At 56.5% G+C, this 23,251-nt stretch carries 24 protein-coding genes and 1 pseudogene; 5 read left to right on the forward strand and 20 right to left on the reverse strand.

Translation table 11 applies throughout. From position 1 onward, the window contains the following. Positions 1 to 7: 7 nt before the first annotated feature. Together BFV64_RS18435 and BFV64_RS18440 are read right to left on the reverse strand one after the other, a co-directional pair. A complete protein-coding gene (locus tag BFV64_RS18435) occupies positions 8 to 1,435 on the reverse strand; it encodes a non-oxidative hydroxyarylic acid decarboxylases subunit C (protein WP_032635686.1) in 1,428 nt (475 codons plus the stop codon). Beyond that, positions 1,425 to 2,027: a non-oxidative hydroxyarylic acid decarboxylases subunit B gene (locus BFV64_RS18440; RefSeq protein ID WP_014885021.1), complete on the reverse strand. Its 603-nt coding sequence runs from the start codon at positions 2,025 to 2,027 to the stop codon at positions 1,425 to 1,427. Before BFV64_RS18440 ends, BFV64_RS18435 begins: the two co-directional genes overlap by 11 nt. Positions 2,028 to 2,199: 172 nt before the next feature. On the opposite strand from BFV64_RS18440, the gene BFV64_RS18445 reads away from it, so the two are divergent. Continuing rightward, positions 2,200 to 2,607, forward strand: coding sequence for a MarR family winged helix-turn-helix transcriptional regulator (locus BFV64_RS18445; RefSeq protein WP_023331181.1), 408 nt, complete (start codon positions 2,200 to 2,202; stop codon positions 2,605 to 2,607). Here the strand turns inward: BFV64_RS18445 and BFV64_RS18450 are convergent. Further along, on the reverse strand, positions 2,604 to 3,491 hold the full coding sequence (locus BFV64_RS18450) for a LysR family transcriptional regulator (protein WP_045134139.1): 888 nt from the start codon (positions 3,489 to 3,491) through the stop codon (positions 2,604 to 2,606). The two genes, BFV64_RS18445 and BFV64_RS18450, sit on opposite strands and share 4 nt — an antisense overlap. A gap of 108 nt (positions 3,492 to 3,599) precedes the next feature. Between BFV64_RS18450 and BFV64_RS18455 the strand changes: the two genes are divergently transcribed. Continuing rightward, entirely contained in the window at positions 3,600 to 4,808 is a 1,209-nt protein-coding gene (locus BFV64_RS18455; RefSeq protein ID WP_045134138.1) for an MFS transporter, read from the forward strand. Then, a complete protein-coding gene (locus tag BFV64_RS18460; RefSeq protein WP_045134137.1) occupies positions 4,805 to 5,182 on the forward strand; it encodes a DUF4440 domain-containing protein in 378 nt (125 codons plus the stop codon). The genes BFV64_RS18455 and BFV64_RS18460 overlap by 4 nt, the downstream gene beginning before the upstream one ends. Positions 5,183 to 5,234: 52 nt before the next feature. Here the strand turns inward: BFV64_RS18460 and rpoS are convergent. From rpoS to cysG, 13 genes and pseudogenes are all read right to left on the reverse strand, one after another. Further along, positions 5,235 to 6,227 (reverse strand): annotated as a pseudogene (gene rpoS / locus BFV64_RS18465) (RNA polymerase sigma factor RpoS). A gap of 59 nt (positions 6,228 to 6,286) precedes the next feature. Continuing rightward, the gene (gene nlpD, locus BFV64_RS18470; protein WP_069602341.1) at positions 6,287 to 7,411 is read right to left on the reverse strand and encodes a murein hydrolase activator NlpD; all 1,125 of its coding nucleotides are present in this window, start codon (positions 7,409 to 7,411) and stop codon (positions 6,287 to 6,289) included. 116 nt (positions 7,412 to 7,527) lie between these two features. After that, a complete protein-coding gene (locus BFV64_RS18475; RefSeq protein WP_014885027.1) occupies positions 7,528 to 8,154 on the reverse strand; it encodes a protein-L-isoaspartate(D-aspartate) O-methyltransferase in 627 nt (208 codons plus the stop codon). Next, positions 8,148 to 8,909: a 5'/3'-nucleotidase SurE gene (gene surE, locus BFV64_RS18480; RefSeq protein ID WP_014885028.1), complete on the reverse strand. Its 762-nt coding sequence runs from the start codon at positions 8,907 to 8,909 to the stop codon at positions 8,148 to 8,150. Before surE ends, BFV64_RS18475 begins: the two co-directional genes overlap by 7 nt. Then, positions 8,890 to 9,939, reverse strand: a complete 1,050-nt coding sequence (truD, locus tag BFV64_RS18485; protein ID WP_069602342.1) for a tRNA pseudouridine(13) synthase TruD — start codon at positions 9,937 to 9,939, stop codon at positions 8,890 to 8,892. The genes surE and truD overlap by 20 nt, the downstream gene beginning before the upstream one ends. After that, positions 9,936 to 10,415 carry a 2-C-methyl-D-erythritol 2,4-cyclodiphosphate synthase gene (ispF, locus tag BFV64_RS18490; RefSeq protein WP_006811766.1) on the reverse strand — a complete coding sequence of 160 codons (480 nt, stop codon included), beginning with the start codon at positions 10,413 to 10,415 and terminating at the stop codon, positions 9,936 to 9,938. The genes truD and ispF overlap by 4 nt, the downstream gene beginning before the upstream one ends. Next, positions 10,415 to 11,125 (reverse strand): 2-C-methyl-D-erythritol 4-phosphate cytidylyltransferase, encoded by a 711-nt coding sequence (gene ispD, locus BFV64_RS18495; RefSeq protein ID WP_045134135.1) that lies wholly within the window; start codon positions 11,123 to 11,125, stop codon positions 10,415 to 10,417. The genes ispF and ispD overlap by 1 nt, the downstream gene beginning before the upstream one ends. Before the next feature lie 19 nt (positions 11,126 to 11,144). Then, positions 11,145 to 11,456 carry a cell division protein FtsB gene (gene ftsB / locus BFV64_RS18500; RefSeq protein WP_008499609.1) on the reverse strand — a complete coding sequence of 104 codons (312 nt, stop codon included), beginning with the start codon at positions 11,454 to 11,456 and terminating at the stop codon, positions 11,145 to 11,147. Positions 11,457 to 11,535: 79 nt separating this feature from the next. After that, on the reverse strand, positions 11,536 to 11,862 hold the full coding sequence (locus BFV64_RS18505) for a DUF3561 family protein (RefSeq protein WP_014885031.1): 327 nt from the start codon (positions 11,860 to 11,862) through the stop codon (positions 11,536 to 11,538). A 58-nt stretch (positions 11,863 to 11,920) separates the two neighbouring features. Further along, positions 11,921 to 12,526 carry an adenylyl-sulfate kinase gene (gene cysC / locus BFV64_RS18510; protein WP_014885032.1) on the reverse strand — a complete coding sequence of 202 codons (606 nt, stop codon included), beginning with the start codon at positions 12,524 to 12,526 and terminating at the stop codon, positions 11,921 to 11,923. Beyond that, on the reverse strand, positions 12,526 to 13,950 hold the full coding sequence (gene cysN / locus BFV64_RS18515) for a sulfate adenylyltransferase subunit CysN (RefSeq protein WP_014885033.1): 1,425 nt from the start codon (positions 13,948 to 13,950) through the stop codon (positions 12,526 to 12,528). The genes cysC and cysN overlap by 1 nt, the downstream gene beginning before the upstream one ends. Positions 13,951 to 13,959: 9 nt before the next feature. After that, positions 13,960 to 14,868 carry a sulfate adenylyltransferase subunit CysD gene (gene cysD / locus BFV64_RS18520; protein ID WP_008499613.1) on the reverse strand — a complete coding sequence of 303 codons (909 nt, stop codon included), beginning with the start codon at positions 14,866 to 14,868 and terminating at the stop codon, positions 13,960 to 13,962. A 9-nt stretch (positions 14,869 to 14,877) separates the two neighbouring features. Continuing rightward, complete coding sequence (gene cysG, locus BFV64_RS18525) at positions 14,878 to 16,236, reverse strand: siroheme synthase CysG (RefSeq protein WP_014885034.1); 1,359 nt, start codon at positions 16,234 to 16,236, stop codon at positions 14,878 to 14,880. 237 nt (positions 16,237 to 16,473) lie between these two features. Between cysG and BFV64_RS18530 the strand changes: the two genes are divergently transcribed. Further along, the gene (locus tag BFV64_RS18530; protein ID WP_014885035.1) at positions 16,474 to 17,517 is read left to right on the forward strand and encodes an aminopeptidase; all 1,044 of its coding nucleotides are present in this window, start codon (positions 16,474 to 16,476) and stop codon (positions 17,515 to 17,517) included. A gap of 71 nt (positions 17,518 to 17,588) precedes the next feature. On the opposite strand, the gene cysH is transcribed toward BFV64_RS18530, so the two are convergent. From cysH to cysJ, 3 genes are read right to left on the reverse strand one after another with little or no spacing between them, the layout of a single operon-like run. Next, positions 17,589 to 18,323 (reverse strand): phosphoadenosine phosphosulfate reductase, encoded by a 735-nt coding sequence (cysH, locus tag BFV64_RS18535; RefSeq protein WP_023337698.1) that lies wholly within the window; start codon positions 18,321 to 18,323, stop codon positions 17,589 to 17,591. 15 nt (positions 18,324 to 18,338) lie between these two features. Further along, the gene (gene cysI, locus BFV64_RS18540; RefSeq protein WP_014885037.1) at positions 18,339 to 20,051 is read right to left on the reverse strand and encodes an assimilatory sulfite reductase (NADPH) hemoprotein subunit; all 1,713 of its coding nucleotides are present in this window, start codon (positions 20,049 to 20,051) and stop codon (positions 18,339 to 18,341) included. Continuing rightward, positions 20,051 to 21,856, reverse strand: coding sequence for an NADPH-dependent assimilatory sulfite reductase flavoprotein subunit (gene cysJ, locus BFV64_RS18545; protein ID WP_045134134.1), 1,806 nt, complete (start codon positions 21,854 to 21,856; stop codon positions 20,051 to 20,053). The genes cysI and cysJ overlap by 1 nt, the downstream gene beginning before the upstream one ends. A gap of 306 nt (positions 21,857 to 22,162) precedes the next feature. Here cysJ and queD point away from each other — a divergent pair, with 306 nt between their 5' ends. Beyond that, positions 22,163 to 22,525: a 6-carboxytetrahydropterin synthase QueD gene (gene queD, locus BFV64_RS18550; RefSeq protein ID WP_014885039.1), complete on the forward strand. Its 363-nt coding sequence runs from the start codon at positions 22,163 to 22,165 to the stop codon at positions 22,523 to 22,525. A gap of 29 nt (positions 22,526 to 22,554) precedes the next feature. Here queD and queE read toward each other — a convergent pair whose 3' ends face one another. Beyond that, complete coding sequence (queE, locus tag BFV64_RS18555; protein WP_014885040.1) at positions 22,555 to 23,226, reverse strand: 7-carboxy-7-deazaguanine synthase QueE; 672 nt, start codon at positions 23,224 to 23,226, stop codon at positions 22,555 to 22,557. Positions 23,227 to 23,251 lie beyond the last annotated feature (25 nt).

The following is a 23,251-nucleotide window of genomic DNA, read 5'->3' on the forward strand; positions in this document are numbered from 1 at the left end:
TTCCTCCTTATTGACGTGCTGCCAGCATCGCGGTCAGTTTTTCAGCCCAGGCTTTGGTCTCAGGCAGATCCTGTACCGGCTGGCTATAGTGGCCTCGGGTGTCCGGGGCGACAGGCGTCGTCGCATCAATAATCAGTTTGTCGGTAATGCCCGCCGGGCTGGAGCCTGGGTCGAGTTCAAGCACCGACATGTTCGGCAGTTGAACCAGATCGCCTGCCGGGTTGACCTTCGATGACAGCGCCCACATCACCTGCGGGAGGTTGAACGGGTCAACATCTTCATCCACCATAATCACCATCTTCACGTAGCCCAGGCCATGCGGCGTAGTCATGGCACGCAAACCGACCGCGCGGGCAAAACCGCCGTAACGCTTTTTGGTGGAGATAATCGCCAGCAAACCGTGGGTGTACATCGCGTTCACCGCCTGCACTTCCGGGAATTCGGCTTTCAGCTGCTGGTATAACGGCACGCAGGTGGCTGGGCCCATCAGATAGTCAATTTCGGTCCACGGCATACCGAGGTACAGGGATTCGAAAATCGGTTTCGTGCGATAAGAAACTTTATCAATACGTACCACCGTCATATTACGGCCACCGGAATAATGCCCGGTAAACTCTCCAAACGGCCCTTCGATTTCACGTTTACGACCTTCAATCACCCCTTCCAGGATCACTTCAGAGCCCCACGGTACATCGAAGCCGGTCAACGGTGCGGTGGCAATCGGGTATGGGCTTTCGCGCAGGGCACCCGCCATCTCATATTCTGACTGATCGTATTTCAGCGGCGTCGCGCCCATCAGGGTGATGATCGGATCGTTGCCGAGAGTAATTGCAATCGGCAGATCTTCCCCACGCTCTTCCGCTTTATGCAGATGCAAGGCGATATCGTGCATCGGCACCGGCTGCAGGCCGAGCTTGCGCTTACCTTTCACCTCCATGCGATAAATGCCGACGTTCTGCTTGCCGAAGTTATCCGGGTCAAGCGGATCGCGCGAAACAACGCACGCTTTGTCGAGATAAAAACCACCGTCTCCGTCATTCAGGCGAAACAGCGGCAGGATGTCGAACAGGTTGATGTCTTCACCGTCCACCGTATTCTCAGCCCAGGCCGGGTTGGCGCGGCGCTCCGGTGCGATGGGGAATTTATCCCAGCGGCGGATAAACTCGTCGATCTGTTTTTTCACCGGGGTATTCGCAGGCAGCCCCATCGAAATGGCGTGGTTCTGCCAGGAGCCGATGGTGTTCATCACCACGCGGGCATCGGTAAACCCGCGAATATTGTCAAACCACAGCGCGGGCGCACCGTCGCCAATGCGACCGGTGGCGTTGGCTGCCGCCGCCAGATCCGGCTCCGCATTCACCTCTTCCTCAATTTTCAGCAGTTGCCCTTGCTCATCGAGTGCCTGCAGAAAGCTTCTCAAATCATCAAATGCCATTTTTATTCTCCTGTGAAAAATCTTTCGCCTCCCGCAGCCCATTCCAGCGGCGTGCCTTTTTATGCTCCAGACCAAACTGGTCGAGCACGCGGGTCACGATATGCTGGGTGATGTCATCGGCGGTCTGCGGATGGTTGTAATACGCAGGCATGGGCGGCACCATCGCCACGCCCATTCGGGACAGCGCCAGCATGTTCTCCAGATGGATGGTGCTGAGCGGCGTTTCGCGGGGAACCAGCACCAGCTTGCGCCCCTCTTTCAACACCACATCCGCCGCACGGCCCACCAGCCCTTCGGCGTAGCCTGCGCGGATCCCCGCCAGCGTTTTCATGCTGCAGGGAATAACGATCATGCCGTCGGTACGAAACGACCCGGAGGAGATAGTGGCGGCCTGGTCAGCCGGGCTGTGGACAACGTCAGCCAGCGCAGCAACGTCCTGCGCGGTGTAAGGCGTTTCCAGCTCGATGGTGGTTTTAGCCCACTTCGACATCACCAGATGCGTTTCCACCTCAGGCATCTCCCGCAGCGCCTGCAGCAGCGCCACGCCCAGCGGAGCTCCCGTCGCCCCCGTCATTCCCACGATCAATCTCATTCATCACCTCAATTAATTTGTTCGTGCACGAACATTATAGGTAAACTACTCCCGGATCGTTTTTCTGACAAGATCGTTCGCATACGATCACACTAATTGCTAAAAAATGCCGCGTTATCATCCCGGGCTTTAGCGGCTATCATAGGGGGAGATTTTTTCCGTCGGAGTGTTCATGGAACTAAGACAAGAGGCGTTCCACCTGTTACGTCAGCTTTTTCAACAGCATACCGCGCAGTGGCAACATGCCTTACCGGAGCTGACCAAGCCGCAGTATGCGGTTATGCGTTCTGTTGCCGAGCATCCGGGCATTGAACAGGTGGCATTGACCGAAGTGGCAGTCAGTACGAAAGCGACCCTGGCGGAAATGCTGAGCCGCATGGAGGCGCGCGGGCTGGTCAAACGCGAGCATGACCCCGCCGATAAGCGCCGCCGGTTTGTCTTCCTGACACCAGAAGGCGAAGCCCTGCTTGAAGGCTGCAAACCTGTAAGCAATGAAGTAGATGAGGCATTTTTAGGGCGCCTGAGTCAGGCCGAGCGGGAGCAGTTCTCCGCGCTTATCAAGAAAATGATGCACGATTAATTCACGCTGGCACGCATAAAATCAATAAAGGTGCGTACTTTCGCCGGCACGTGCCGGGCATCCGGATAAACCGCGTAAATGCCCTGCCGCGCGAAGGTATATTCCGGTAAAACCGGCACCAGTTTTCCCGTATCCAGCGCATCGCGCACCAGCCATTCCGGCAGTAATGCCACTCCACCTCCGGCGAGTGCAAAGGCCATAAGAGCCTGCGCACTGTCGGCAAACAGGCGCGGCGCTTTTTTTATCTCCAGCGTGTCGGGCAAACCACCGGCATTTTTCACCTGCCAGCGCAGCGGCGAGGTTAAGCGCTCGTGGATAATCCAGTCCGCATGGGCAAGCTGCGCCAGCGATGCGATCGGATGAGTACCGAGCCACTCGGGTGTCGCAACGGGCAGGATCGAAAAGTGTGCGATCAATGCAGCGTGATAGCGTGAATCGGTAAGCGTTCCCAATCGGATAGCCACATCAAAGCGCTCTGAGATAAGGTCGGCATGCAGTGACGACGAAACATGACGCACGCGAAGATCCGGGTGCTGCTGGCTGAACCTTGCCAGCATCGGCACCACGACCTGTGAGCCATACTCAGGCGTGGTCGTGATCCGCAACTCCCCGGTGAGCCCGGCATGATTCGCGCGGACATCATCCTGCAACTGTTCTGCATCCTTCAGAAGCGCGACGCTGCGTTGATGAAAAAGGGTACCCGCGTCGGTTAACGTCAGGCGGCGGGTGGATCGCAGCAACAGGGTAACGCCCAGTTCGGCTTCGAGCTGACGAATATTGAAGCTGACCACGGCTTTTGTCAGCCCCATCGCCTCAGCTGCCGCAGTGAAACTGCCGGTGTCTGCCACCGCAACAAACATCTGCGTCCGCTGTAAGTTAATCATCATCACGCCTTTTACCGTCAAAATATTTTTGACAGTATATCGCGCTTTGTCTGGTTTATCCGTGCCTGACGCGTCGATACGATACGCCTCCTCACGGGAGGAACCACCATGACCTATCGCAGCAAAGTCGCCGTTGTCTATCTGCTGGGCTTTTTTCTTGATTTGATTAACATGTTTATTGCCAGCGTCGCTTTTCCGGCAATGGCTCACGCCTTTCACACCACGCCTTCAGCACTTGCCTGGGTCAGTAACGGGTACATTGCTGGTCTGACGCTGGTGATCCCGTTTAGCAGCATGCTCACGCGCCGAATTGGACCGAAGCGCGTCATCCTGCTCTCGCTTTTTCTGTTCAGCGCTGCCTCTGCTGCGGCAGGCTTGTCTGCCACGCTGGAAAGCCTGATTGCCTGGCGAGTGTTGCAGGGGGTGGGAGGAGGCTTATTGATTCCCGTTGGACAGGCGTTGACCTGGCAACAGTTTAAGCCTCACGAGCGAGCCAGACTCTCCTCAGCGGTTATGCTGGTCGCACTGCTTGCCCCCGCCTGCTCCCCTGCTCTCGGAGGCGTGTTGGTGCAAACGCTAAGCTGGCGATGGATATTTTTCGCCACGCTCCCGGTTGCCATCGTGACCTTTGTTCTGGGCTGTTTGTGGCTTAAACACGAACAGCCCGCGATGAAAGCAAGCCGGCTGCTAAACCTGCCTTTACTTGCGGACCCGCTTTTGCGTTTTTCCATGCTGGTCTATGTCTGTGTACCAGGCATATTTATTGGTGTGAACGTCACGGGTATGTATTACCTTCAGAGCGAGGCCAATATGACACCCGGCGCAACGGGAATGCTGATGCTGCCGTGGTCTGTGGCATCGTTTGTCGCTATCACGACAACAGGACGCTATTTTAACCGTATTGGTCCTCGTCCCCTTGTCGTCACAGGCTGTCTGCTCCAGGCGCTGGGCGTTCTGCTTTTACTGAGCGTCAGTCCGGCCAGCACAGCGCTGTTACCCACCCTTGCGTTTGTGTTGATGGGTGCAGGGGGAAGTCTTTGCAGCAGCACGGCTCAGAGCAGCGCTTTTCTGACAACGCGCCGGGAAGATATGCCGGATGCCAGTGCGCTGTGGAATCTTAATCGTCAGTTGAGTTTTTTTGTGGGAACCCTGCTGCTGGCGCAGGTCCTCAACCTTGCGCAGGCCTGGCTACCCCCGCTCGCCGCGTGGCACGGGATGTTTATTTTTGCCGCAGGCATGACCTTACTGCCTGTACTGTACGTTTTTCGTCTTAACAATACGCAGGTGCTCACCCAGCTGCGACAGGAGAATTCATGACGCCTTTTGAACACGAGATTATCGACCTCCACATTGCACTTGAAAACTGGCTAGGCAAAGGCGAAGGCGATTCCGACGCCCTGCTCGCCCGTTTTCGGTCTGATTTTCTGATGATCCCACCCGGTGGGGTCCATATAGACTACAACGGGCTTGTTCGTTTTCTGGATAACCAGCGCGGAAGTCGTCCTGGGCTTAAGATCGTCATTGACGAATTATCGACGCGACAGAGCTGGGATGATGGTGCGGTGCTTCACTATCGGGAGACGCAAACCCGCCCGGATCACTCTATCAACGTGCGCTGGTCAACCGCAGTGCTGAATCAGGAAGATGGCAGGATCACATGGCGTCTGCTGCACGAAACGGCGCAGCCATAGCACAAAAGAAAAAGGCCCGTCTCACGACGGGCCTTTTTTGACGAAAGGTTGCTTATTCGCGGAACAGCGCTTCGATATTCAGACCTTGCCCCTGCAGGATTTCACGCAGGCGGCGCAGACCTTCAACCTGAATCTGACGAACACGTTCACGAGTCAGACCAATTTCGCGGCCAACATCTTCCAGTGTCGCAGCTTCATACCCCAGTAAACCGAAACGACGTGCCAGCACTTCACGCTGTTTGGCGTTCAGTTCGAACAGCCATTTGACGATGCTCTGTTTCATGTCATCGTCCTACGTGGTGTCTTCCGGACCGTTGTCTTTTTCATCGGCCAGGATGTCCAGCAGCGCTTTTTCGGAGTCGCCACCCAACGGGGTGTCAACGGAGGTAATGCGCTCGTTGAGACGCAGCATACGGCTTACGTCATCAACCGGTTTATCGAGTTGTTCGGCAATTTCTTCTGCGCTTGGCTCGTGGTCCAGTTTATGGGACAACTCGCGCGCGGTACGCAGATACACGTTCAACTCTTTGACGATGTGGATCGGCAGGCGGATCGTACGGGTCTGGTTCATAATAGCCCGTTCGATGGTCTGACGAATCCACCAGGTCGCGTAGGTTGAGAAACGGAACCCGCGTTCCGGGTCAAACTTCTCAACTGCGCGGATGAGACCTAAGTTGCCCTCTTCAATCAGATCCAGCAGAGCCAGACCACGATTGCCGTAACGGCGGGCAATTTTCACGACCAGTCGCAGGTTACTTTCGATCATGCGACGACGCGAGGCAACATCACCACGCAAAGCACGACGTGCGAAATAGACTTCTTCTTCGGCCGTTAGCAGTGGGGAGTAACCAATCTCCCCAAGGTAAAGCTGAGTCGCGTCCAGTACACGCTGTGTGGCGCCCTGCGATAACAGCTCTTCTTCAGCCAAATCGTTATCACTGGGTTCCTCTTCTACTAAGGCTTTTTCGTCAAAAGCCTCTACTCCGTTCTCATCAAATTCCGCATCTTCATTTAAATCATGAACTTTCAGCGTATTCTGACTCATAAGGTGGCTCCTACCCGTGATCCCTGAACGAGACACCCTGGCTGGCATGCCCCGTCAAATTATCGCTGCGGCAAATACTGCAGCGGGTTTACGGATTTCCCCTTGTAACGAATTTCAAAATGCAAGCGTGTAGAACTGGTTCCGGTGCTACCCATGGTAGCGATTTTTTGCCCCGCCTTAACTTCTTGTTGTTCCCGGACCAGCATTGTGTCGTTATGGGCGTAGGCACTCAGGTAATCATCATTGTGTTTGATGATGATAAGATTACCGTAACCGCGCAGAGCATTACCGGCATACACAACGCGTCCGTCTGCGGTCGCGATGATAGCCTGTCCTTTACTGCCTGCGATATCGATCCCTTTGTTACCACCCTCAGAAGTGGCGAAGTTTTCGATAATCTTGCCGTCAGTTGGCCAGCGCCAGGTAGTGATTGACGAACTGGCATTCTGACTGCTTGCAGTCGGTTCAGTAGAGCTAACCACAGGTGCCGTAACCGGTGCTGTGACAGTAGTCGCAGTCCCTTTATTATTCGGCAACATTTTGTTAGCAGTCTGATCACCTGAATCCTCAGAATACGTAATTACAGGTTGTGAAGCAACCACCGTGGTGGATTTTTGTGCAGGCTTAACGCTGTTATTTTGTGCGGTCACATCGGCCGCTGAAACCGTGTTGCCAGGCGTCAGTGGCGTACCCGTTGCGTTGCCCACCTGGAGCGTTTGCCCAACCTCCAGACCATACGGGGCCTGGACGTTGTTACGCTGTGCGAGGTCACGGAAATCGTTCCCGGTGATCCAGGCAATATAGAACAGCGTATCGCCGCGTTTCACGGTATAGGTGCTGCCGCCGGTATAGCTGCCTTTCGGAATGTTCCCATACTGACGGTTATACACTATGCGGCCATTTTGGGTCTGAACAGGCTGTTCAACTGGCTTAATCTGTGTTGGCTGCGTCATTGGGCGCTGAACTGGCTGGATTGACGGATTTTGTTGCGCCGTGGCAGTTCCCATTTTAGGCGGAGGCGTGATCAACATTCCGCTGGACGTGTTACCCGAGCCGCTGTTTCCGCCGACGGAACTGACGGGCGCAGGCGCATTGTTAGAACTTGTACAGCCAGCCAGCCAGAGCGAAACCAGTGATAATGCCGCAACACGGCTGATGGTGAATTTAGGGCTTCCCGCGCTCATTTATCCCCCAGGAATGTGTTAACTACCAGTGACTTAAAATTTACCGTGATGGCACGAATCTTTCGCGCCACACCATACGCTGAATTTGCCTTAATAACCCTGGATAAATCCGAGTCTCAGGCCAACTCCCCCTTTACCAGAGGCACAAAGCGCACGGCTTCCACGGTGTCGATAATAAACTCGCCGCCACGTCGACGAACGCGCTTCAGGAGCTGCTGCTCATCGCCGACGGGCAGAACAAGAATGCCCCCCTCATCCAGCTGCGACAACAGGGCTGCAGGAATTTCAGGCGGGGCTGCCGTCACGATGATGGCGTCGAACGGGGCGCGAGCCTGCCAACCCTGCCATCCATCACCGTGTCGTGTCGAAACATTGTGTAAATCAAGTTGTTTCAGGCGACGACGCGCCTGCCACTGTAAACCTTTAATCCGCTCAACGGAGCAGACATGGTGCACCAGATGCGCCAGGATCGCGGTCTGATAACCCGAGCCGGTGCCAATCTCCAGCACGCGCGAATTGGGCGTGAGCTCAAGCAGCTCCGTCATGCGCGCCACCATGTAAGGCTGCGAAATCGTCTGGCCTTGCCCAATAGGCAGCGCTACGTTTTCCCACGCTTTGTGTTCAAACGCCTCGTCTACAAATTTCTCACGCGGAACCTGGGCAAGCGCTTCAAGCACATGCTCGTCGCGGATCCCCTGTGCGCGAAGTTGTTCCAGAAGAGTTTGTACACGTTTGCTTACCATTGCGCGTTCACTCCTGCGCGATCCAGCCAGCCCGACACCACATCTTGCGCACTATACGCCGTTAAATCTACGTGCAGTGGCGTAACAGAAACATAGCCTTCATCCACGGCGGCAAAGTCGGTATCCGGACCCGCATCGCACTTATCGCCAGGAGGGCCGATCCAGTAAAGCGTGTTGCCGCGAGGATCCTGCTGCGGGATCACCTGATCGGCCGGATGACGGCTGCCGCACCGTGTGACGCGAATGCCTTTAATTTCATCCAGCGGGAGATCCGGCACGTTGATGTTCAGAATACGCCCGGTACGCAGCGGCTCGCGGCCGAGCGCCCGCAGGATCGAGCAGGTCACCGCAGCGGCGGTGTCGTAGTGCGTGTGGCCGTTTAACGAAACCGCCAGCGCCGGGAACCCCAGATGACGACCTTCCATTGCGGCCGCCACGGTACCGGAGTAAATCACGTCGTCGCCGAGGTTCGGCCCGGCATTAATACCGGAGACAACAATATCCGGACGCGGTCGCATCAGGGCATTCACGCCCAGAAAGACGCAGTCGGTCGGTGTACCCATCTGAACGGCAATATCGCCATTTTCAAAGGTAAAGGTGCGAAGCGACGACTCCAGGGTCAGTGAGTTAGACGCTCCACTGCGGTTACGATCGGGCGCCACAACCTGCACATCCGCAAATTCACGGAGGTGCTTCGCCAGGGTCTGAATGCCTGGCGCGTGGATCCCGTCATCGTTACTCAGCAATATTCGCATAATCACCCGAGGTGTTGATAAGTTCCCTGACAACGCTGGTGGCAAAGCTACCGGCCGGCAGCCAGAAGCGTAACTCGACGGTGACGTCATCCCACCAGTTCCAGCTTAGCTGCTGCGGGTAGAGCAGCATCGCGCGGCGTGCTGCTTCGACTTTTTCCCGCACCAGCAATGATTGTAATGCCTGCGCATCGGCGACAGCCGCCTGCTCAGCGCTCAGCGCGTCGCCCTGCGTCCCCCACTCACCGGAGCCGGGCAACGCGGCGGTAATCATCAGCGATTTCGCGTCCACGCGCGACTGCACATCGGCCATTTCGTCGGCCGTTGCCACAAACCAGCTTCCGCGTCCCGCTAATTGTAGCGCATCGCCAACAACAACTTGATTCGCGTCCGGTTTTTTCAGCCTTTCGCTCACAATCTGATTAAACAACGCACTGCGGGCCGCCGACAACCAAAAACTGCGCTTATTCCTGTCGCGCACCGGCGCATCGCTTTGTGCCCAGCGAAGCGCGCCCTGCAGGTTACTGCCGCCAATGCCAAAGCGCTGGGCGCCAAAGTAGTTCGGTACGCCGCGTTCATTGATGGCGTTGAGGCGTTTTTCAACGTCTGAACGGTCAGACACTTCACGCAATACCAGCGTAAACGCATTGCCTTTCAACGCCCCCAGGCGCAGTTTGCGCTTGTGACGGGCGTATTCCAGCACTTTACAGCCTTCCAGCTCAAACTGGCTTAAATCAGGCATCGTAGTGCCGGGAACGCGCGCACACAGCCACTGTTTGGTGACGGCGTGTTTATCTTTCTGTCCGGCGAAGCTCACCTCGCGGGCATGAATTTTGAGGAATTTTGCCAGCGCATCGGCCACAAACCGGGTATTGCAGCCGTTTTTAAGAATTCGTACCAGGATATGTTCGCCTTCACCGTCCGGCTCAAACCCCAAATCCTCAACCACCACGAAATCTTCTGGGCTGGCCTTCAGCATGCCAGAACCCAGCGGTTTACCGTGCAGATAAGTCAGGTTATCGAAGTCCGTCATTTGGCGGCCTTCACCAGCAGCGCCACCGCTTCACAGGCAATGCCCTCGCCGCGACCGGTAAAGCCTAGCTTCTCGGTGGTGGTGGCTTTGACGTTCACGTCGTCCATGTGACAGCCCAGATCCTCAGCAATAAACACGCGCATCTGCGGTATATGCGGCAGCATTTTCGGCGCCTGAGCGATGATCGTCACGTCGACGTTGCCCAGCGTATAGCCTTTGGCCTGAATGCGGCGCCAGGCTTCGCGCAGCAGTTCCCGGCTGTCTGCGCCTTTAAACGCCGGATCGGTGTCCGGGAACAGCTTGCCGATATCCCCCAGCGCAGCGGCACCCAGCAGGGCGTCGGTCAGCGCATGCAACGCCACGTCGCCATCAGAATGCGCCAGAAGACCTTTTTCGTAAGGAATACGTACGCCGCCAATGATAATTGGGCCTTCTCCGCCAAAGGCGTGTACATCAAAACCGTGTCCAATTCGCATTATGCCTTCTCCTGATGGGTCGAACGGGTAAGATAAAATTCCGCGAGCTGTAAATCTTCCGGGCGCGTCACTTTTATATTATCAGCGCGTCCTTCAACCAGTTCGGGGTGAAAACCGCAATACTCCAGCGCGGAGGCTTCATCCGTGATGGTCGCCCCTTCTTTAAGCGCACGCGTTAAGCAGTCGTGGAGTAATTCGCGGGGGAAAAATTGTGGCGTCAGCGCGTGCCAGAGATCGACGCGCTCAACGGTGTGGGCGATAGCCTGCTTGCCAGGCTCGGCGCGCTTCATGGTGTCACGCACCGGAGCGGCCAGGATGCCCCCCACTTTACTGGTTTCACTCAGCGCCAGCAGGCGCGCCAGATCGTCCTGATGCAGACACGGACGTGCGGCGTCGTGCACCAGCACCCACCGCGCGTCTCCGGCAGCCTGAATGCCCGCCAGCACGGAATCGGCGCGCTCGGCGCCGCCGTCAACAACGGTAATCTGTGGATGGTTTGCCAGCGGTAGCTGCGCAAAACGCGCATCGCCGGGGCTGATGGCAATGATCGCTCGCGTCACCCGCGGGTGCGCCAGCAGCGCCGCCACGGCGTGCTCGAGGATCGTTTTATCACCAATTGAAAGGTACTGCTTGGGACACTCTGTCTGCATGCGCCGGCCAAAACCTGCGGCCGGCACCACGGCACAGACGTCCGAAAAAGTTGCTGCCATGTCGTAATCCTGGGCCTGATTATCGATTATTTTGTGCTGAGCCCTGATTGCGTTTAGACGCATCCGGAACCAGACGATAAAAGGTTTCGCCCGGCTTAGTCATACTGAGTTCATTGCGTGCGCGTTCCTCAATCGCCTCCTGCCCGCCATTGAGGTCATCAATTTCAGCAAAGAGTTGATCGTTACGCGCCTTAAGTTTGGCGTTTGTTGCCTGCTGAGCCGCGACGTCATCGCTCACCCGGCTGTAGTCGTGCAGTCCGTTCTTACCGAACCACAACGAGTATTGCAGCCAAATCAGCAAAGCCAGCAACAGCAGCGTTAGTTTACCCATCCTGCCCCCTGAAAAAACGGCTTCATCATCCCATAACTTTCCGCTGGACTCTACTCTGGGGTTTTAATTATGCCGCAAGTTAACCCATCAGCCATAAAAATAGCAGCCCAAATATGATGACTACGGCGGCGATAGTGAACACGGCACTATACAGGAGCCTGCCATTGAACAGGGAGTGCAACGCAATGCCGACGACAACCGCGACGGGCATCAGCGCCAGGAAGAAAGGCCAGGTGTAGAGGAAAAAGAACAGCGTATTGCCGCCATACATAAGAAACGGGATGCCAAGCGCCAGCAACCAGGAGACGAAGCCAATAATGGCCCCGGGGAATGACCAGGTCGTTTCGTCGTCGGTCGCGAGCGGCTCCGACCCGGTGGTGATAATGTAGTTTTCACTGTTGCGCATAGCTAATCCTGTGACCGTGACTCATCGTTCGGAAAGACAGCTCCCGAACGATACCGCCTCAGGATCTGATAATATCGTCCCGTCTGAGCAGGTCTAATAATTGGCTTACTAAATTTGTTACCAATTGTTGACCTTCCAGGTGAATCTCAGGCGATTCAGGCGCTTCGTAAACCGCGTCAATTCCGGTGAAGTTGCGCAGTTCGCCGGCACGCGCTTTTTTGTACAGCCCTTTCGGGTCGCGAGCTTCGCAGACCGCCAGTGGCGTATCGACAAACACTTCGATAAAGCGATCCTGCCCCACGCGCTCACGTACCATCTGGCGCTCAGCACGATGCGGCGAGATAAACGCCGTTAACACCACCAGCCCGGCATCCGCCATCAGGCTGGCGACTTCTCCCACCCGGCGAATATTCTCTTTGCGGTCGTCGTCGCTGAAGCCTAAATCGCTGCACAAACCATGACGGACATTATCCCCGTCCAGCAGGTAGGTGCTCACGCCCCTCTGATGCAGCGCCTCTTCCAGCGCGCCCGCTACCGTGGATTTACCGGAGCCAGACAGCCCGGTAAACCACAGCACAACCCCACGATGTCCGTGGAGTTGCTCACGCTGCGCGACGGTGACCGGATGAGGATGCCAGACGACGTTCTCATCATGTGCGGCCATTATTTGCCTCCCAGCAGATCGCGGGCGCCCCAGTGCGGGAAGTGCTTACGCACCAGCGCGTTCAGCTCCAGTTCGAAGGCGCTGAATTCAGAGGCGACGGTCGCCTGCTCGTTTGGCTCACGAACCATCCCCGCGCCGACGGTGACGTTAGTCAGACGGTCGATAAAGATCAGGCCGCCCGTTACCGGGTTCTGCTGATACGGATCCAGCACCAGCGGCTCATCGAAAGTCAGATCCACCAGGCCAATACCGTTCAGCGGCAGTTCGCTCACGTCACGCTGGGTGAGATTATTGATGTCCACCTGGAACTGAATGCCGTCCACGCGGGCGCGAGTTTTCTTGCCCGCAATTTTGATGTCGTAGCTCTGGCCTGCGGTCAGCGGCTGTTCCGCCATCCAGACCACATCCACAGACGCGCCCTGCACTGCTGCCAGCGTTTCCTGCGCGTCGACCAGCAGATCGCCCCGGCTGATATCAATCTCGTCTTTCAGCACCAGGGTGACCGCCTCCCCTGCCCCGGCTTCCTGGAGGTCGCCGTCGAACGTCACGATGCGCGCGATTGCCGATTCTACGCCGGAGGGCAGCACTTTGACACGCTGTCCCACCTTCACGGAGCCGGAGGCAATCGTGCCGGAGAAGCCGCGGAAATCGAGATTTGGACGGTTAACGTACTGCACCGGGAAGCGCATCGGCTGGGTATCAACCACGCGCTGAATTTCAACGGTCTCCAGCACTTCCAGCAGCGTCGGGCCGCTGTACCACGGCATATTCGCACTCTGGGAGGCGACGTTATCGCCTTCCAGCGCGGAAAGCGGCACGAAGCGGATATCCAGATTACCCGGCAGCTGCTCGGCAAAGGTCAGGTAACTCTGGCGGATCTCCTCAAATTTCTCTTCGCTGAAGTTCACCAGATCCATCTTGTTGACCGCCACGACCAGGTGTTTGATCCCCAACAGCGTGGAGATAAAGCTGTGACGACGGGTTTGATCCAGCACGCCTTTACGGGCGTCGATCAGCAGGATCGCCAGGTCGCAGGTCGACGCGCCGGTCGCCATATTACGGGTATACTGCTCGTGCCCCGGGGTGTCGGCGATAATAAATTTGCGCTTCTCCGTTGAGAAATAGCGATAGGCCACGTCGATGGTGATGCCCTGCTCGCGCTCCGCCTGCAAACCATCCACCAGCAGCGCCAGGTCGAGTTTTTCACCCTGGGTACCATGACGTTTGCTGTCGTTGTGCAGAGAAGAGAGCTGATCTTCGTAAATCTGGCGTGTATCGTGCAACAGGCGACCAATCAGGGTACTTTTCCCGTCATCCACGCTGCCGCAGGTCAGAAAACGCAGCAGACTTTTGTGTTGTTGCGCGTGCAGATACGCTTCCACGCCGCCTTCGTTGGCAATTTGTTGAGCAATAGTGGTGTTCATGGCGGCTCCTTAGAAATAACCCTGACGTTTCTTCAGCTCCATGGAGCCTGCCTGGTCGCGGTCAATCACGCGCCCCTGTCGCTCACTGGTGGTCGACACCAGCATCTCTTCAATGATCTCCGGCAGCGTCTGCGCGTTGGATTCCACCGCGCCGGTCAGCGGCCAGCAGCCAAGGGTACGGAAACGCACCATCTGTTTTTTGATGACTTCGCCCGGCTGCAGGTCGATGCGATCGTCGTCGATCATCATCAGCATGCCGTCGCGCTCGAGCACCGGACGCTCAGCCGCCAGATACAGCGGAACGATCTCGATATTTTCCAGATAGATGTACTGCCAGATATCCAGCTCGGTCCAGTTGGAGAGCGGGAAAACGCGGATGCTTTCGCCTTTGTTGATCTGGCCGTTGTAGTTGTGCCACAGCTCCGGGCGCTGGTTTTTCGGATCCCAGCGGTGGAAACGATCGCGGAAAGAGTAGATACGCTCTTTAGCACGAGACTTCTCTTCGTCACGGCGCGCGCCGCCGAAGGCGGCATCAAAGCCGTATTTGTTCAGCGCCTGCTTCAGCCCTTCGGTTTTCATGATATCCGTGTGTTTGGCGCTGCCGTGCACGAAGGGGTTAATGCCCATCGCCACACCTTCCGGGTTTTTATGCACCAGCAGCTCGCAGCCGTAAGCTTTTGCGGTACGGTCGCGGAATTCGTACATTTCGCGGAATTTCCAGCCGGTATCGACGTGCAGCAGCGGGAACGGCAGCGTACCCGGATAAAACGCTTTACGCGCCAGATGCAGCATGACGCTGGAATCTTTACCGATGGAGTACATCATCACCGGGTTAGAAAATTCGGCTGCCACTTCGCGGATAATATGGATACTTTCCGCTTCGAGCTGCCGCAGGTGAGTAAGTCGTTTTTGGTCCATAACCGTTCCTTAAGCCAGATTCACCACAGAGGAACCAAACCCCTCTGAGTCTGTAGTATGTTGAAACCAGGCGAGCGTACTGTGCAGCTGTACCACTTCCCCCACCACGATCAGGGCGGGCATCGGGGCATCTTTCGCCAGGTCTGCAAGTTCGAGTAATGTGCCGATAGCAACATGCTGATCGACGCGGGTGCCGCGAGAAATCACGGCAACGGGCGTCGCTGCCTCGCGACCGTGCTGAATCAGCTGTTCGCTGATGTCTGCGGCTTTCATCGTGCCCATGTATATCGCCAGCGTTTGCCGGCTCTGGGCGAGATGCGACCAGTCAAACGGCGTGCTGTCGGCCTTGTAGTGCCCGGTCACAAAAGTGACGCTCTGCGCATAATCGCGATGGGTCAGCGGAATACCGGCATAGGCCGTTACTGCTGATGCCGCCGTAATGCCAGGCACCACCTGGAACGGCACGCCCGCTTCGGCTGCCGCCTGCAACTCTTCTCCGCCGCGTCCGAAGATAAACGGATCGCCCCCTTTCAGACGCACCACGGTTTTGCCCGCTTTAGCGGCAGCAATCAGCATCTGATTGGTGTCGTGCTGCGGCACAGAGTGCTCGCCTGCCCGTTTGCCGACGCAAATTTGCTCCGCGTCGCGACGAATCAGCTCGCGCACGCCGTCGGTGACCAGATGGTCGTAGAACACCACGTCCGCGTCCTGCAGCACCTGAAGGCCACGCAGCGTCAGAAGCCCGGCATCGCCCGGCCCTGCGCCCACCAGAATGATCTCCCCGTTCGTACTGCCAGGGTTATCCAGTTCGTCTTCAAGAATTTTCTGCGCCGCCGTCTCATTGCCGGCCTGCATCAGGCTGGCAAAGCGGCCGCGAAACACCCGCTCCCAGAAGCGACGACGTTCCGCCACGCTGGTCAGCCGGGTCTTCAGATGGTTACGCCAGTAGCTGGCTGTCTCCGCCATGCGCCCGAGGCTTGTCGGCAGCAGTGCTTCGATTTTTTCCCGCAGCACGCGCGCCAGCACCGGAGCGGTCCCGCCGGAGGAGATCGCCACCAGAAGCGGCGAACGGTCAACGATCGACGGGAAGATAAACGAGCATAACGGCTGGTCGTCCACCACGTTCACCAGACGGTAACGGGCCTGAGCGGCGTCGGAAACACGACGGTTCAGGTCGCGATCTTCGGTCGCCGCTATTACCAGCACTACGCTGTCGATTTGTGATTCGTCAAAATCCGCTTCTGCCACTACCCGCACCTGCGCCCCCGCACGTTGCAAAAACGCGATTTTGCGATCGGCAATTTCACCCGTGCCAACAACCAGCACCGGTTTCTCTTTAATCGCGGCAAATAAGGGCAGATAGTCCACAGGCAACAACTCACTAACAACGAGGAATAGAGGGACTATAGGGGGCGGCTTAGACCGAATGAAATTACGAATTGGAATGAGTAGTTACTCAATGGAATAACGATGTGAAAAAGTTAATATCAAAAAGTGCTTAACACGCGAATTTTCGGGCATTTAAGAGCAATTCAAATTGTGTATGGACGATCACAGTTTCATACTAGGCCAGTTAAAATTTTGCTCTGTTTTTAAGGACTCACTATGTTTTCCGCAACGCGCCACTGTGTTGCTGCCCTGGCGCTAGGCGTTTGCTTTATTCTTCCGGCTCAGGCAAAAAATCAACCCTATGGTGAAATCGCCACTCAGCAGGCGCGGCATATTGCTACCGTTTTCCCTGGCCGCATGACCGGTTCACCTGCGGAAATGCTCTCTGCTGACTATATTCGCCAGCAATTTGCTGATATGGGTTACCAGAGCGATATCCGGTCGTTTCACAGCCGCTATATCTATACCTCGCGCAATAAAACACAAAACTGGCACAACGTGACCGGCAGTACGGTTATTGCGGCTCACGAAGGTCGCGCGGCGGAACAGATTATTATCATGGCGCATCTCGATACTTACGCACCGCTCAGCGATGCCGACACCGATAACAACCTCGGCGGGCTGACGCTGCAGGGCATGGACGATAACGCAGCGGGTCTTGGCGTGATGCTCGAACTGGCCGAGCGAATGAAGAACATTCCGACGCAATATGGCATTCGTTTCGTTGCCACCAGCGGTGAAGAGGAGGGTAAGCTCGGCGCTGAGAATCTCCTTAAACGCATGAGCGCTGAAGAGAAGAAAAATACGCTGCTGGTAATTAACCTCGATAACCTGATTGTCGGCGATAAACTGTATTTCAACAGCGGACAGAGTACGCCGGGTAGCGTGCGTAAACTGACGCGTGACCGGGCGCTCGCCATTGCCCGCAGCCATGGGGTGTATGCCGCCAGCAACCCGGGCGGCAATCCAAATTATCCGCGAGGAACGGGCTGCTGCAACGACGGCGAAGTGTTCGATAAAGCGGGCATTCCGGTCCTGTACGTGGAAGCAACCAACTGGGCGCTGGGGAAAAAAGATGGCTACCAGCAACGGGGGAAATCGAAAGCCTTCCCGGACGGGACAAGCTGGCATAACGTGATGCTGGATAATCAGCAGCATATTGATAGCGCCCTGCCGCAGCGCATTGAACACCGCAGCCGGGACGTGGTGAAAGTGATGCTGCCGCTGGTGAAGGAGCTGGCGAAGGCGGGGAAAGGCTGAGGTTTTTAAGTATAGCGCGGCCTGATGCCCTCACCCCAACCCTCTCCCACAGGGAGAGGGCGGTTAAGGAATTACCCTTCGTGCAACCCGCACTCGCGCTTCAGCCCAAAGAATCGCGTCTCTTCTTCCGCCATTCCCGGTTCCCATTTGCGCGTGGTGTGGGTGTCTCCAACTGACAGGTAGCCCTGGTCCCACAGCGGATGGTACTTCAGCCCGTGTTTTTGCAGGTACTGGTACACCGTCCGGTTATCCCAGTCGATAATCGGCAGCACCTTAAAGACTCCGCGCTGGACTGCCAGCACCGGCAGCGTGGCACGGCTGCCGGATTGCTCACGGCGCAACCCTGCAAACCACGTCTGCGCGTTAAGCTCTTTCAGTGCCCGGTTCATCGGCTCGACTTTGTTGATCTCATTGTATTTCTCAATGCCCTCAACGCCCTGCTCCCACAGCTTGCCGTAGCGTGCTTCCTGCCAGGCCGCGCTTTCCGTCGCGCGGTAGATTTTCAGGTTCAGCCTGAGCTTGTCCGTCAGCTCGTCAATAAACTGGTAGGTTTCCGGGAACAGGTAGCCGGTGTCGGTGAGGATCACCGGAATGTCCGGACGGATCTGATTCACCAGATGCAAACTCACCGCCGCCTGAATACCAAAGCTCGACGAAAGCACATAGTCTCCCGGCAGGTTTTCCAGCGCCCAGGCCACGCGCCCTTCGGCGTCGAGCTTTTCCAGTTGGGCGTTGGTTTCTGCCAGTGCCAGAATGCGTTCGACTTTTGGCAGTTCGTTAAGGGCGTTTAGATCGAGTACGGACATAATTACCTCTCGTGGTTACTCCCAGAAATCCCTTGCGGGATCGAGGACCGGGCGAATGATGCCCGCACGCACCGTAAAGTCGCCGAAGCCTTCACCCGCTTCGCGCTCTTTCGCCCAGCGCCCGACAAGCTCATCGATGGAATCAAGGATTTCCGGCTCGGTGATGTTCTCGCGGAACATACGCGGAATACGTGTGCCGATACGGTTACCGCCCAGATGCAGGTTATAGCGACCCGGCGCTTTCCCCACCAGCCCCAGCTCGGCCAGCATCGCGCGGCCGCAGCCGTTCGGGCAGCCGGTCACTCGCATAACAATATGCTCGTCCGGAATGCCGTGTTTTTCCAGAATCGCTTCCACTTTGTCAGTAAATGACGGCAGGAAACGTTCCGCTTCGGCCATCGCCAGCGGACAGGTCGGGAACGACACGCAGGCCATGGAGTTTTCACGCTGCGGTTTGACCGCATCCATCAACCCATGATCGCGCGCCAGCGTCTCGATCTTCGCCTTCTGGCTCTCCGGCACGCCGGCAATGATCAGGTTCTGGTTAGCGGTAATGCGGAACTCGCCTTTGTGGATCTTCGCAATTTCCAGCAGACCGGTTTTCAGCGGACGGCCCGGATAATCCAGAATTCGACCATTTTCGATAAATAGCGTCAGATGCCATTTATTGTCGATACCTTTCACCCAGCCAATACGATCGCCGCGACCGGTGAATTCGTAAGGACGGACTGGCTCAAATTTGATCCCCGCGCGACGCTCCACTTCCGCTTTGAACGTCTCCACTCCCACGCGCTCGAGGGTATATTTGGTTTTCGCGTTTTTACGGTCGGTACGGTTACCCCAGTCGCGCTGGGTCGTGACCACGGCTTCCGCCACCGCCAGCGTATGCTCCAGCGGCAGGAAACCAAACTCGCTCGCGGTGCGGGCGTAGGTTTTCTTGTTACCGTGCTCAATGGACAGGCCCCCGCCCACCAGCAGGTTAAAGCCGACCAGCTTGCCGTTTTCGGCAATCGCCACAAAGTTCATGTCGTTGGCGTGCAGGTCAATATCGTTCTGCGGCGGGATCACGACCGTGGTTTTGAACTTACGCGGCAGATAGGTCTGGCCGAGAATCGGTTCTTCATCGGTGGTCGCGACTTTCTCCTGATCGAGCCAAATCTCTGCATAGGCGCGGGTGCGCGGCAGCAGATGCTCAGAGATCTTCTTCGCCCACTCATACGCTTCGGCATGCAGCTCAGACTCGTACGGGTTCGACGTGCAAAGCACATTACGGTTCATGTCGTTGGCGGTGGCCAGTGCGTCCAGCCCGACGGAGTGGAGCATCTGGTGCACCGGCTTCACGTTCTTCTTCAGAATACCGTGGAACTGGAAGGTCTGACGGTTGGTCAGGCGGATGCTGCCGTAGATCGTGTTTTCGCCAGCGAATTTATCAATCGCCTGCCACTGTTTGGTGGTGATGACCCCACCCGGCAGACGGCAGCGCAGCAGCATCGCATGACGCGGCTCCAGCTTCTGTTCGGCACGCTCAGCGCGAATATCGCGGTCGTCCTGCTGGTACATACCGTGGAAACGGATCAGCAGGAAGTTGTCACCTTTAAAACCGCCGGTGAGACCGTCATTCAAATCTTCAGCAATGGTGCCGCGCAGGTAGTTGCTTTCCAGCTTCATGCGCTCGGCGTCTGTCAGTTTACCTTCGACCACCAGTGGCCCTGGATGTTTTTCGCTCATTAGTAGACATCTCGCTGATAACGGCGCTCAACGCGCAGCTCACTTAAAAATTCATCCGCCGTTTCGGCATCCATACCGCCGAATTCGGCAATCACTTCCAGCAGTGCCTGCTCAACGTCTTTCGCCATGCGATTGGCGTCGCCGCAGACATAAATGTGGGCACCGTCATTGATCCAGCGCCACAGCTCTGCGCCCTGTTCGCGCAGTTTGTCTTGTACGTAGACTTTTTCTTTCTGGTCGCGGGACCAGGCCAGATCGATGCGGGTCAGCACGCCCTCTTTGACGTAACGCTGCCACTCAACCTGGTAGAGGAAATCTTCGGTAAAGTGTGGGTTGCCGAAGAACAGCCAGTTTTTGCCTGGCGCGTCGTCCGCCGCACGTTGCTGCATAAAGGCGCGGAACGGCGCAATACCGGTGCCTGGACCAATCATGATCACCGGGGTTTCCGGGTTTGCCGGCAGACGGAAGTTGTCGTTGTGCTCGATAAAGACGCGCACTTCGCCCTCTTCTTCCACGCGGTCCGCCAGGAAACTTGATGCCCCACCCGCACGGGCGCGGCCTTCGATGTCATAACGCACCACGCCCACGGTGATATGCACTTCGCTCTCCACCTCTGCCTGAGAAGAGGCGATGGAGTAGAGGCGCGGGGTCAATGGACGCAGCAGCCCGACCACTGCATCGGCATCCAGCTGCGCCGGAGAGAAACGCACCATATCGACAATCGGGGTCGTCGCGGCGTAATGCTGCAGTTTCGCTTTGTCGCCCACCAGCGGCAGCAGCGATTCACTGCGCGTTAAGGTGGCGTAATTTTCGACGATGTTCGGAGTGTTGACCGTCAGTTCGAAATGCCACTGCAGCGCATCAGAAAGCGACTGGGTTTTGCCGTCAACGGTGACAGGCTCATCACCTTTCAGCCACAGCAGCTCAACCAGCTCTTTCACCAGCGCCGGATCGTTCTGATACCAGACGCCCAGCGCATCGCCAGGCTGATAACGCAGGCCAGAGTCACCGAGATCGATTTCGATATGACGCACGTCTTTTTCCGAGTCGCGGCCAGTGATTTTCTGGTTCACCGACAGGCTTGCCGCCAGCGGTGCTTCTTTCGTGTAAGGGCTGGTATGGATATCGTTGACGACGCCCGCGGCGGTCAATGCGGCCTGCGCTGGCGTCTCTTTCGGCACGCGCGCTTTCAGCACCTCAACGATGCGCGCACGCCATTCGGCGGCGGCAGTCTGGTATTCCACATCCGCGTCGACGCGGTCCAGCAGGCGCTCTGCGCCGAGCTCCGCCAGCTTACTGTCGAAGTCTTTACCGGACTGACAGAAGAATTCATAGGAGGTATCGCCCAGACCAAACACGGCAAACGCCGTGCCATCCAGTTTTGGGGCTTTTTTCGAGAACAGAAACTTATGCAGCGCTACCGCTTCTTCAGCGGGTTCACCTTCGCCCTGGGTAGAGGCGACCACCACCAGCAGCTTTTCTGACGCGATTTGCTTAAATTTATAATCGCCGGCGTTGACCAGGTTCACGTTCAGTTTGGCGGCCAGCAGGTCGTCACGCAACGCTTCGGCCACGCGGCGGGCGTTGCCCGTCTGCGAGGCGGAAATCAGCGTAATAGCGGGAATTTCCACAGCCGTTGCCGGTGCGCCCGCGACAGCGCCAGGCTGCTGATTGAGCATTCCCCAGAAATAACCGGAGACCCAGGCAAGCTGAGTGGGAGAAAAATCAGAGGTGGCAGCCTGAAGGCGCGCCAGTTGCTCCGGGTTCAGGGGAAGCAAATTTGATGGTGGGGCCTGTGTTGTCATGCGTCGTTATGTTCCAGTAGCCAAGCGGACTTTAAGCGAATAAATCCAAACTGAAGATAAGGTTAACGGCGAGGATAATAACAATTAAAGAAGGGATGGAAATAATAAATAACCAAATGGACTAACCTGTTTTAGTTATCGTTCTTAGCGATAAAACAGGTTAACTAACTCATTGAAAATAAATAGTTAAAAACCAAAAAAGCACCTTACCACCATGGCTGCGCCTTCAGAGCCGTTTTAGTTAATGCTAAAAATTGTGCTTTCCGGTACTATGCGGCGGTTTTTTCCGCATTACTGAGAGCGATCATGTCCACCACACTGTTTAAAGATTTCACCTTCGAAGCCGCCCACCACCTTCCGCATGTTCCTGAAGGGCATAAATGTGGCCGTCTGCACGGGCATTCGTTTATGGTGCGTCTTGAGATCACCGGTGAAGTTGATCCGCATACCGGTTGGATCATGGATTTTGCCGAACTGAAGGCCGCGTTTAAACCGACCTACGACCGTCTGGATCACTACTATCTGAATGAGATCCCGGGCCTTGAAAACCCGACCAGCGAAGTGCTGGCAAAATGGATTTGGGATCAGATGAAGCCGCTGGTACCACTGCTGAGCGCGGTGATGATCAAAGAGACCTGCACGGCAGGCTGCGTGTATCGCGGAGAGTAAAAAATAGCCCGGCAAAACCGGGCTTTTTTTTAGGCTATATTCAGGTACTTGTGCGTCTGCATCGACAGGCGCCAGTTACGCGCGATGCAGGTTTCAATACACAGACGCGTCGCATCTTCTTTCTGGCTGATAGGCTGCAGGGCAATCACCCGCTGCTTTTCATCCGTCAGCGTCGCAAGCAGTTCGTCCAGCGCTTCGATATCGCGCACGCGCCCTACCGGGTGCTTAATCTCATCCGCGCGTTCCAGCGCCTGAGAGAGCACGTCATACCCGCCGCGCATATTCACTTTTGGCGAAACCGTCACCCAGGTAGAGTGAGAGCAGCGCACTTCGTGGGTGCCGCTGGTTTCAATCTGGCAGCTGTAGCCGTTCTTTTCGAGCAGCTCGGTCAGCGGAGTCAGATCGTGGATGCAGGGTTCACCGCCGGTGATCACCACATGGCGCGCCGTCCAGCCCTGACGACCAATAATCGCCAGCAGATCTTCTGAACTGCCCGCGCCCCACTTATCGCTCTCTTTGGTTTTCGCCAGAATGCTAAACAGCGACACTTCCCGATCTGCGAGCTTATCCCACGTATGTTTGGTATCACACCAGGCACAGCCAACCGGGCATCCCTGTAAACGAATAAAGATAGCGGGAACACCGGTAAAGTAACCCTCGCCTTGCAGGGTCTGGAACATCTCGTTAATCGGGTACTGCATAGTCATCTCAGTTAAGGGGATAAAC

Origin of the sequence: Enterobacter kobei, from assembly GCF_001729765.1 — a bacterium.
Classification (GTDB): domain Bacteria; phylum Pseudomonadota; class Gammaproteobacteria; order Enterobacterales; family Enterobacteriaceae; genus Enterobacter; species Enterobacter kobei.

Bases quoted from the DNA above. Each gene is read 5' to 3' on its own strand.
- cysN (WP_014885033.1), bottom strand. From the start codon at position 13,950: ATGAACACCACTATTGCTCAACAAATTGCCAACGAAGGCGGCGTGGAA.
- BFV64_RS18455 (WP_045134138.1), top strand. From the start codon at position 3,600: ATGACCTATCGCAGCAAAGTCGCCGTTGTCTATCTGCTGGGCTTTTTT.
- cysH (WP_023337698.1), bottom strand. From the start codon at position 18,323: ATGTCCGTACTCGATCTAAACGCCCTTAACGAACTGCCAAAAGTCGAA.
- cysD (WP_008499613.1), bottom strand. From the start codon at position 14,868: ATGGACCAAAAACGACTTACTCACCTGCGGCAGCTCGAAGCGGAAAGT.
- queD (WP_014885039.1), top strand. From the start codon at position 22,163: ATGTCCACCACACTGTTTAAAGATTTCACCTTCGAAGCCGCCCACCAC.
- cysC (WP_014885032.1), bottom strand. From the start codon at position 12,526: ATGGCCGCACATGATGAGAACGTCGTCTGGCATCCTCATCCGGTCACC.
- BFV64_RS18530 (WP_014885035.1), top strand. From the start codon at position 16,474: ATGTTTTCCGCAACGCGCCACTGTGTTGCTGCCCTGGCGCTAGGCGTT.
- cysI (WP_014885037.1), bottom strand. From the start codon at position 20,051: ATGAGCGAAAAACATCCAGGGCCACTGGTGGTCGAAGGTAAACTGACA.
- BFV64_RS18460 (WP_045134137.1), top strand. From the start codon at position 4,805: ATGACGCCTTTTGAACACGAGATTATCGACCTCCACATTGCACTTGAA.
- BFV64_RS18445 (WP_023331181.1), top strand. From the start codon at position 2,200: ATGGAACTAAGACAAGAGGCGTTCCACCTGTTACGTCAGCTTTTTCAA.
- ispF (WP_006811766.1), bottom strand. From the start codon at position 10,415: ATGCGAATTGGACACGGTTTTGATGTACACGCCTTTGGCGGAGAAGGC.
- BFV64_RS18475 (WP_014885027.1), bottom strand. From the start codon at position 8,154: ATGGTAAGCAAACGTGTACAAACTCTTCTGGAACAACTTCGCGCACAG.
- nlpD (WP_069602341.1), bottom strand. From the start codon at position 7,411: ATGAGCGCGGGAAGCCCTAAATTCACCATCAGCCGTGTTGCGGCATTA.
- ispD (WP_045134135.1), bottom strand. From the start codon at position 11,125: ATGGCAGCAACTTTTTCGGACGTCTGTGCCGTGGTGCCGGCCGCAGGT.
- truD (WP_069602342.1), bottom strand. From the start codon at position 9,939: ATGACGGACTTCGATAACCTGACTTATCTGCACGGTAAACCGCTGGGT.
- cysJ (WP_045134134.1), bottom strand. From the start codon at position 21,856: ATGACAACACAGGCCCCACCATCAAATTTGCTTCCCCTGAACCCGGAG.
- BFV64_RS18450 (WP_045134139.1), bottom strand. From the start codon at position 3,491: ATGATTAACTTACAGCGGACGCAGATGTTTGTTGCGGTGGCAGACACC.
- queE (WP_014885040.1), bottom strand. From the start codon at position 23,226: ATGCAGTACCCGATTAACGAGATGTTCCAGACCCTGCAAGGCGAGGGT.
- BFV64_RS18440 (WP_014885021.1), bottom strand. From the start codon at position 2,027: ATGAGATTGATCGTGGGAATGACGGGGGCGACGGGAGCTCCGCTGGGC.
- BFV64_RS18435 (WP_032635686.1), bottom strand. From the start codon at position 1,435: ATGGCATTTGATGATTTGAGAAGCTTTCTGCAGGCACTCGATGAGCAA.
- surE (WP_014885028.1), bottom strand. From the start codon at position 8,909: ATGCGAATATTGCTGAGTAACGATGACGGGATCCACGCGCCAGGCATT.
- BFV64_RS18505 (WP_014885031.1), bottom strand. From the start codon at position 11,862: ATGCGCAACAGTGAAAACTACATTATCACCACCGGGTCGGAGCCGCTC.
- ftsB (WP_008499609.1), bottom strand. From the start codon at position 11,456: ATGGGTAAACTAACGCTGCTGTTGCTGGCTTTGCTGATTTGGCTGCAA.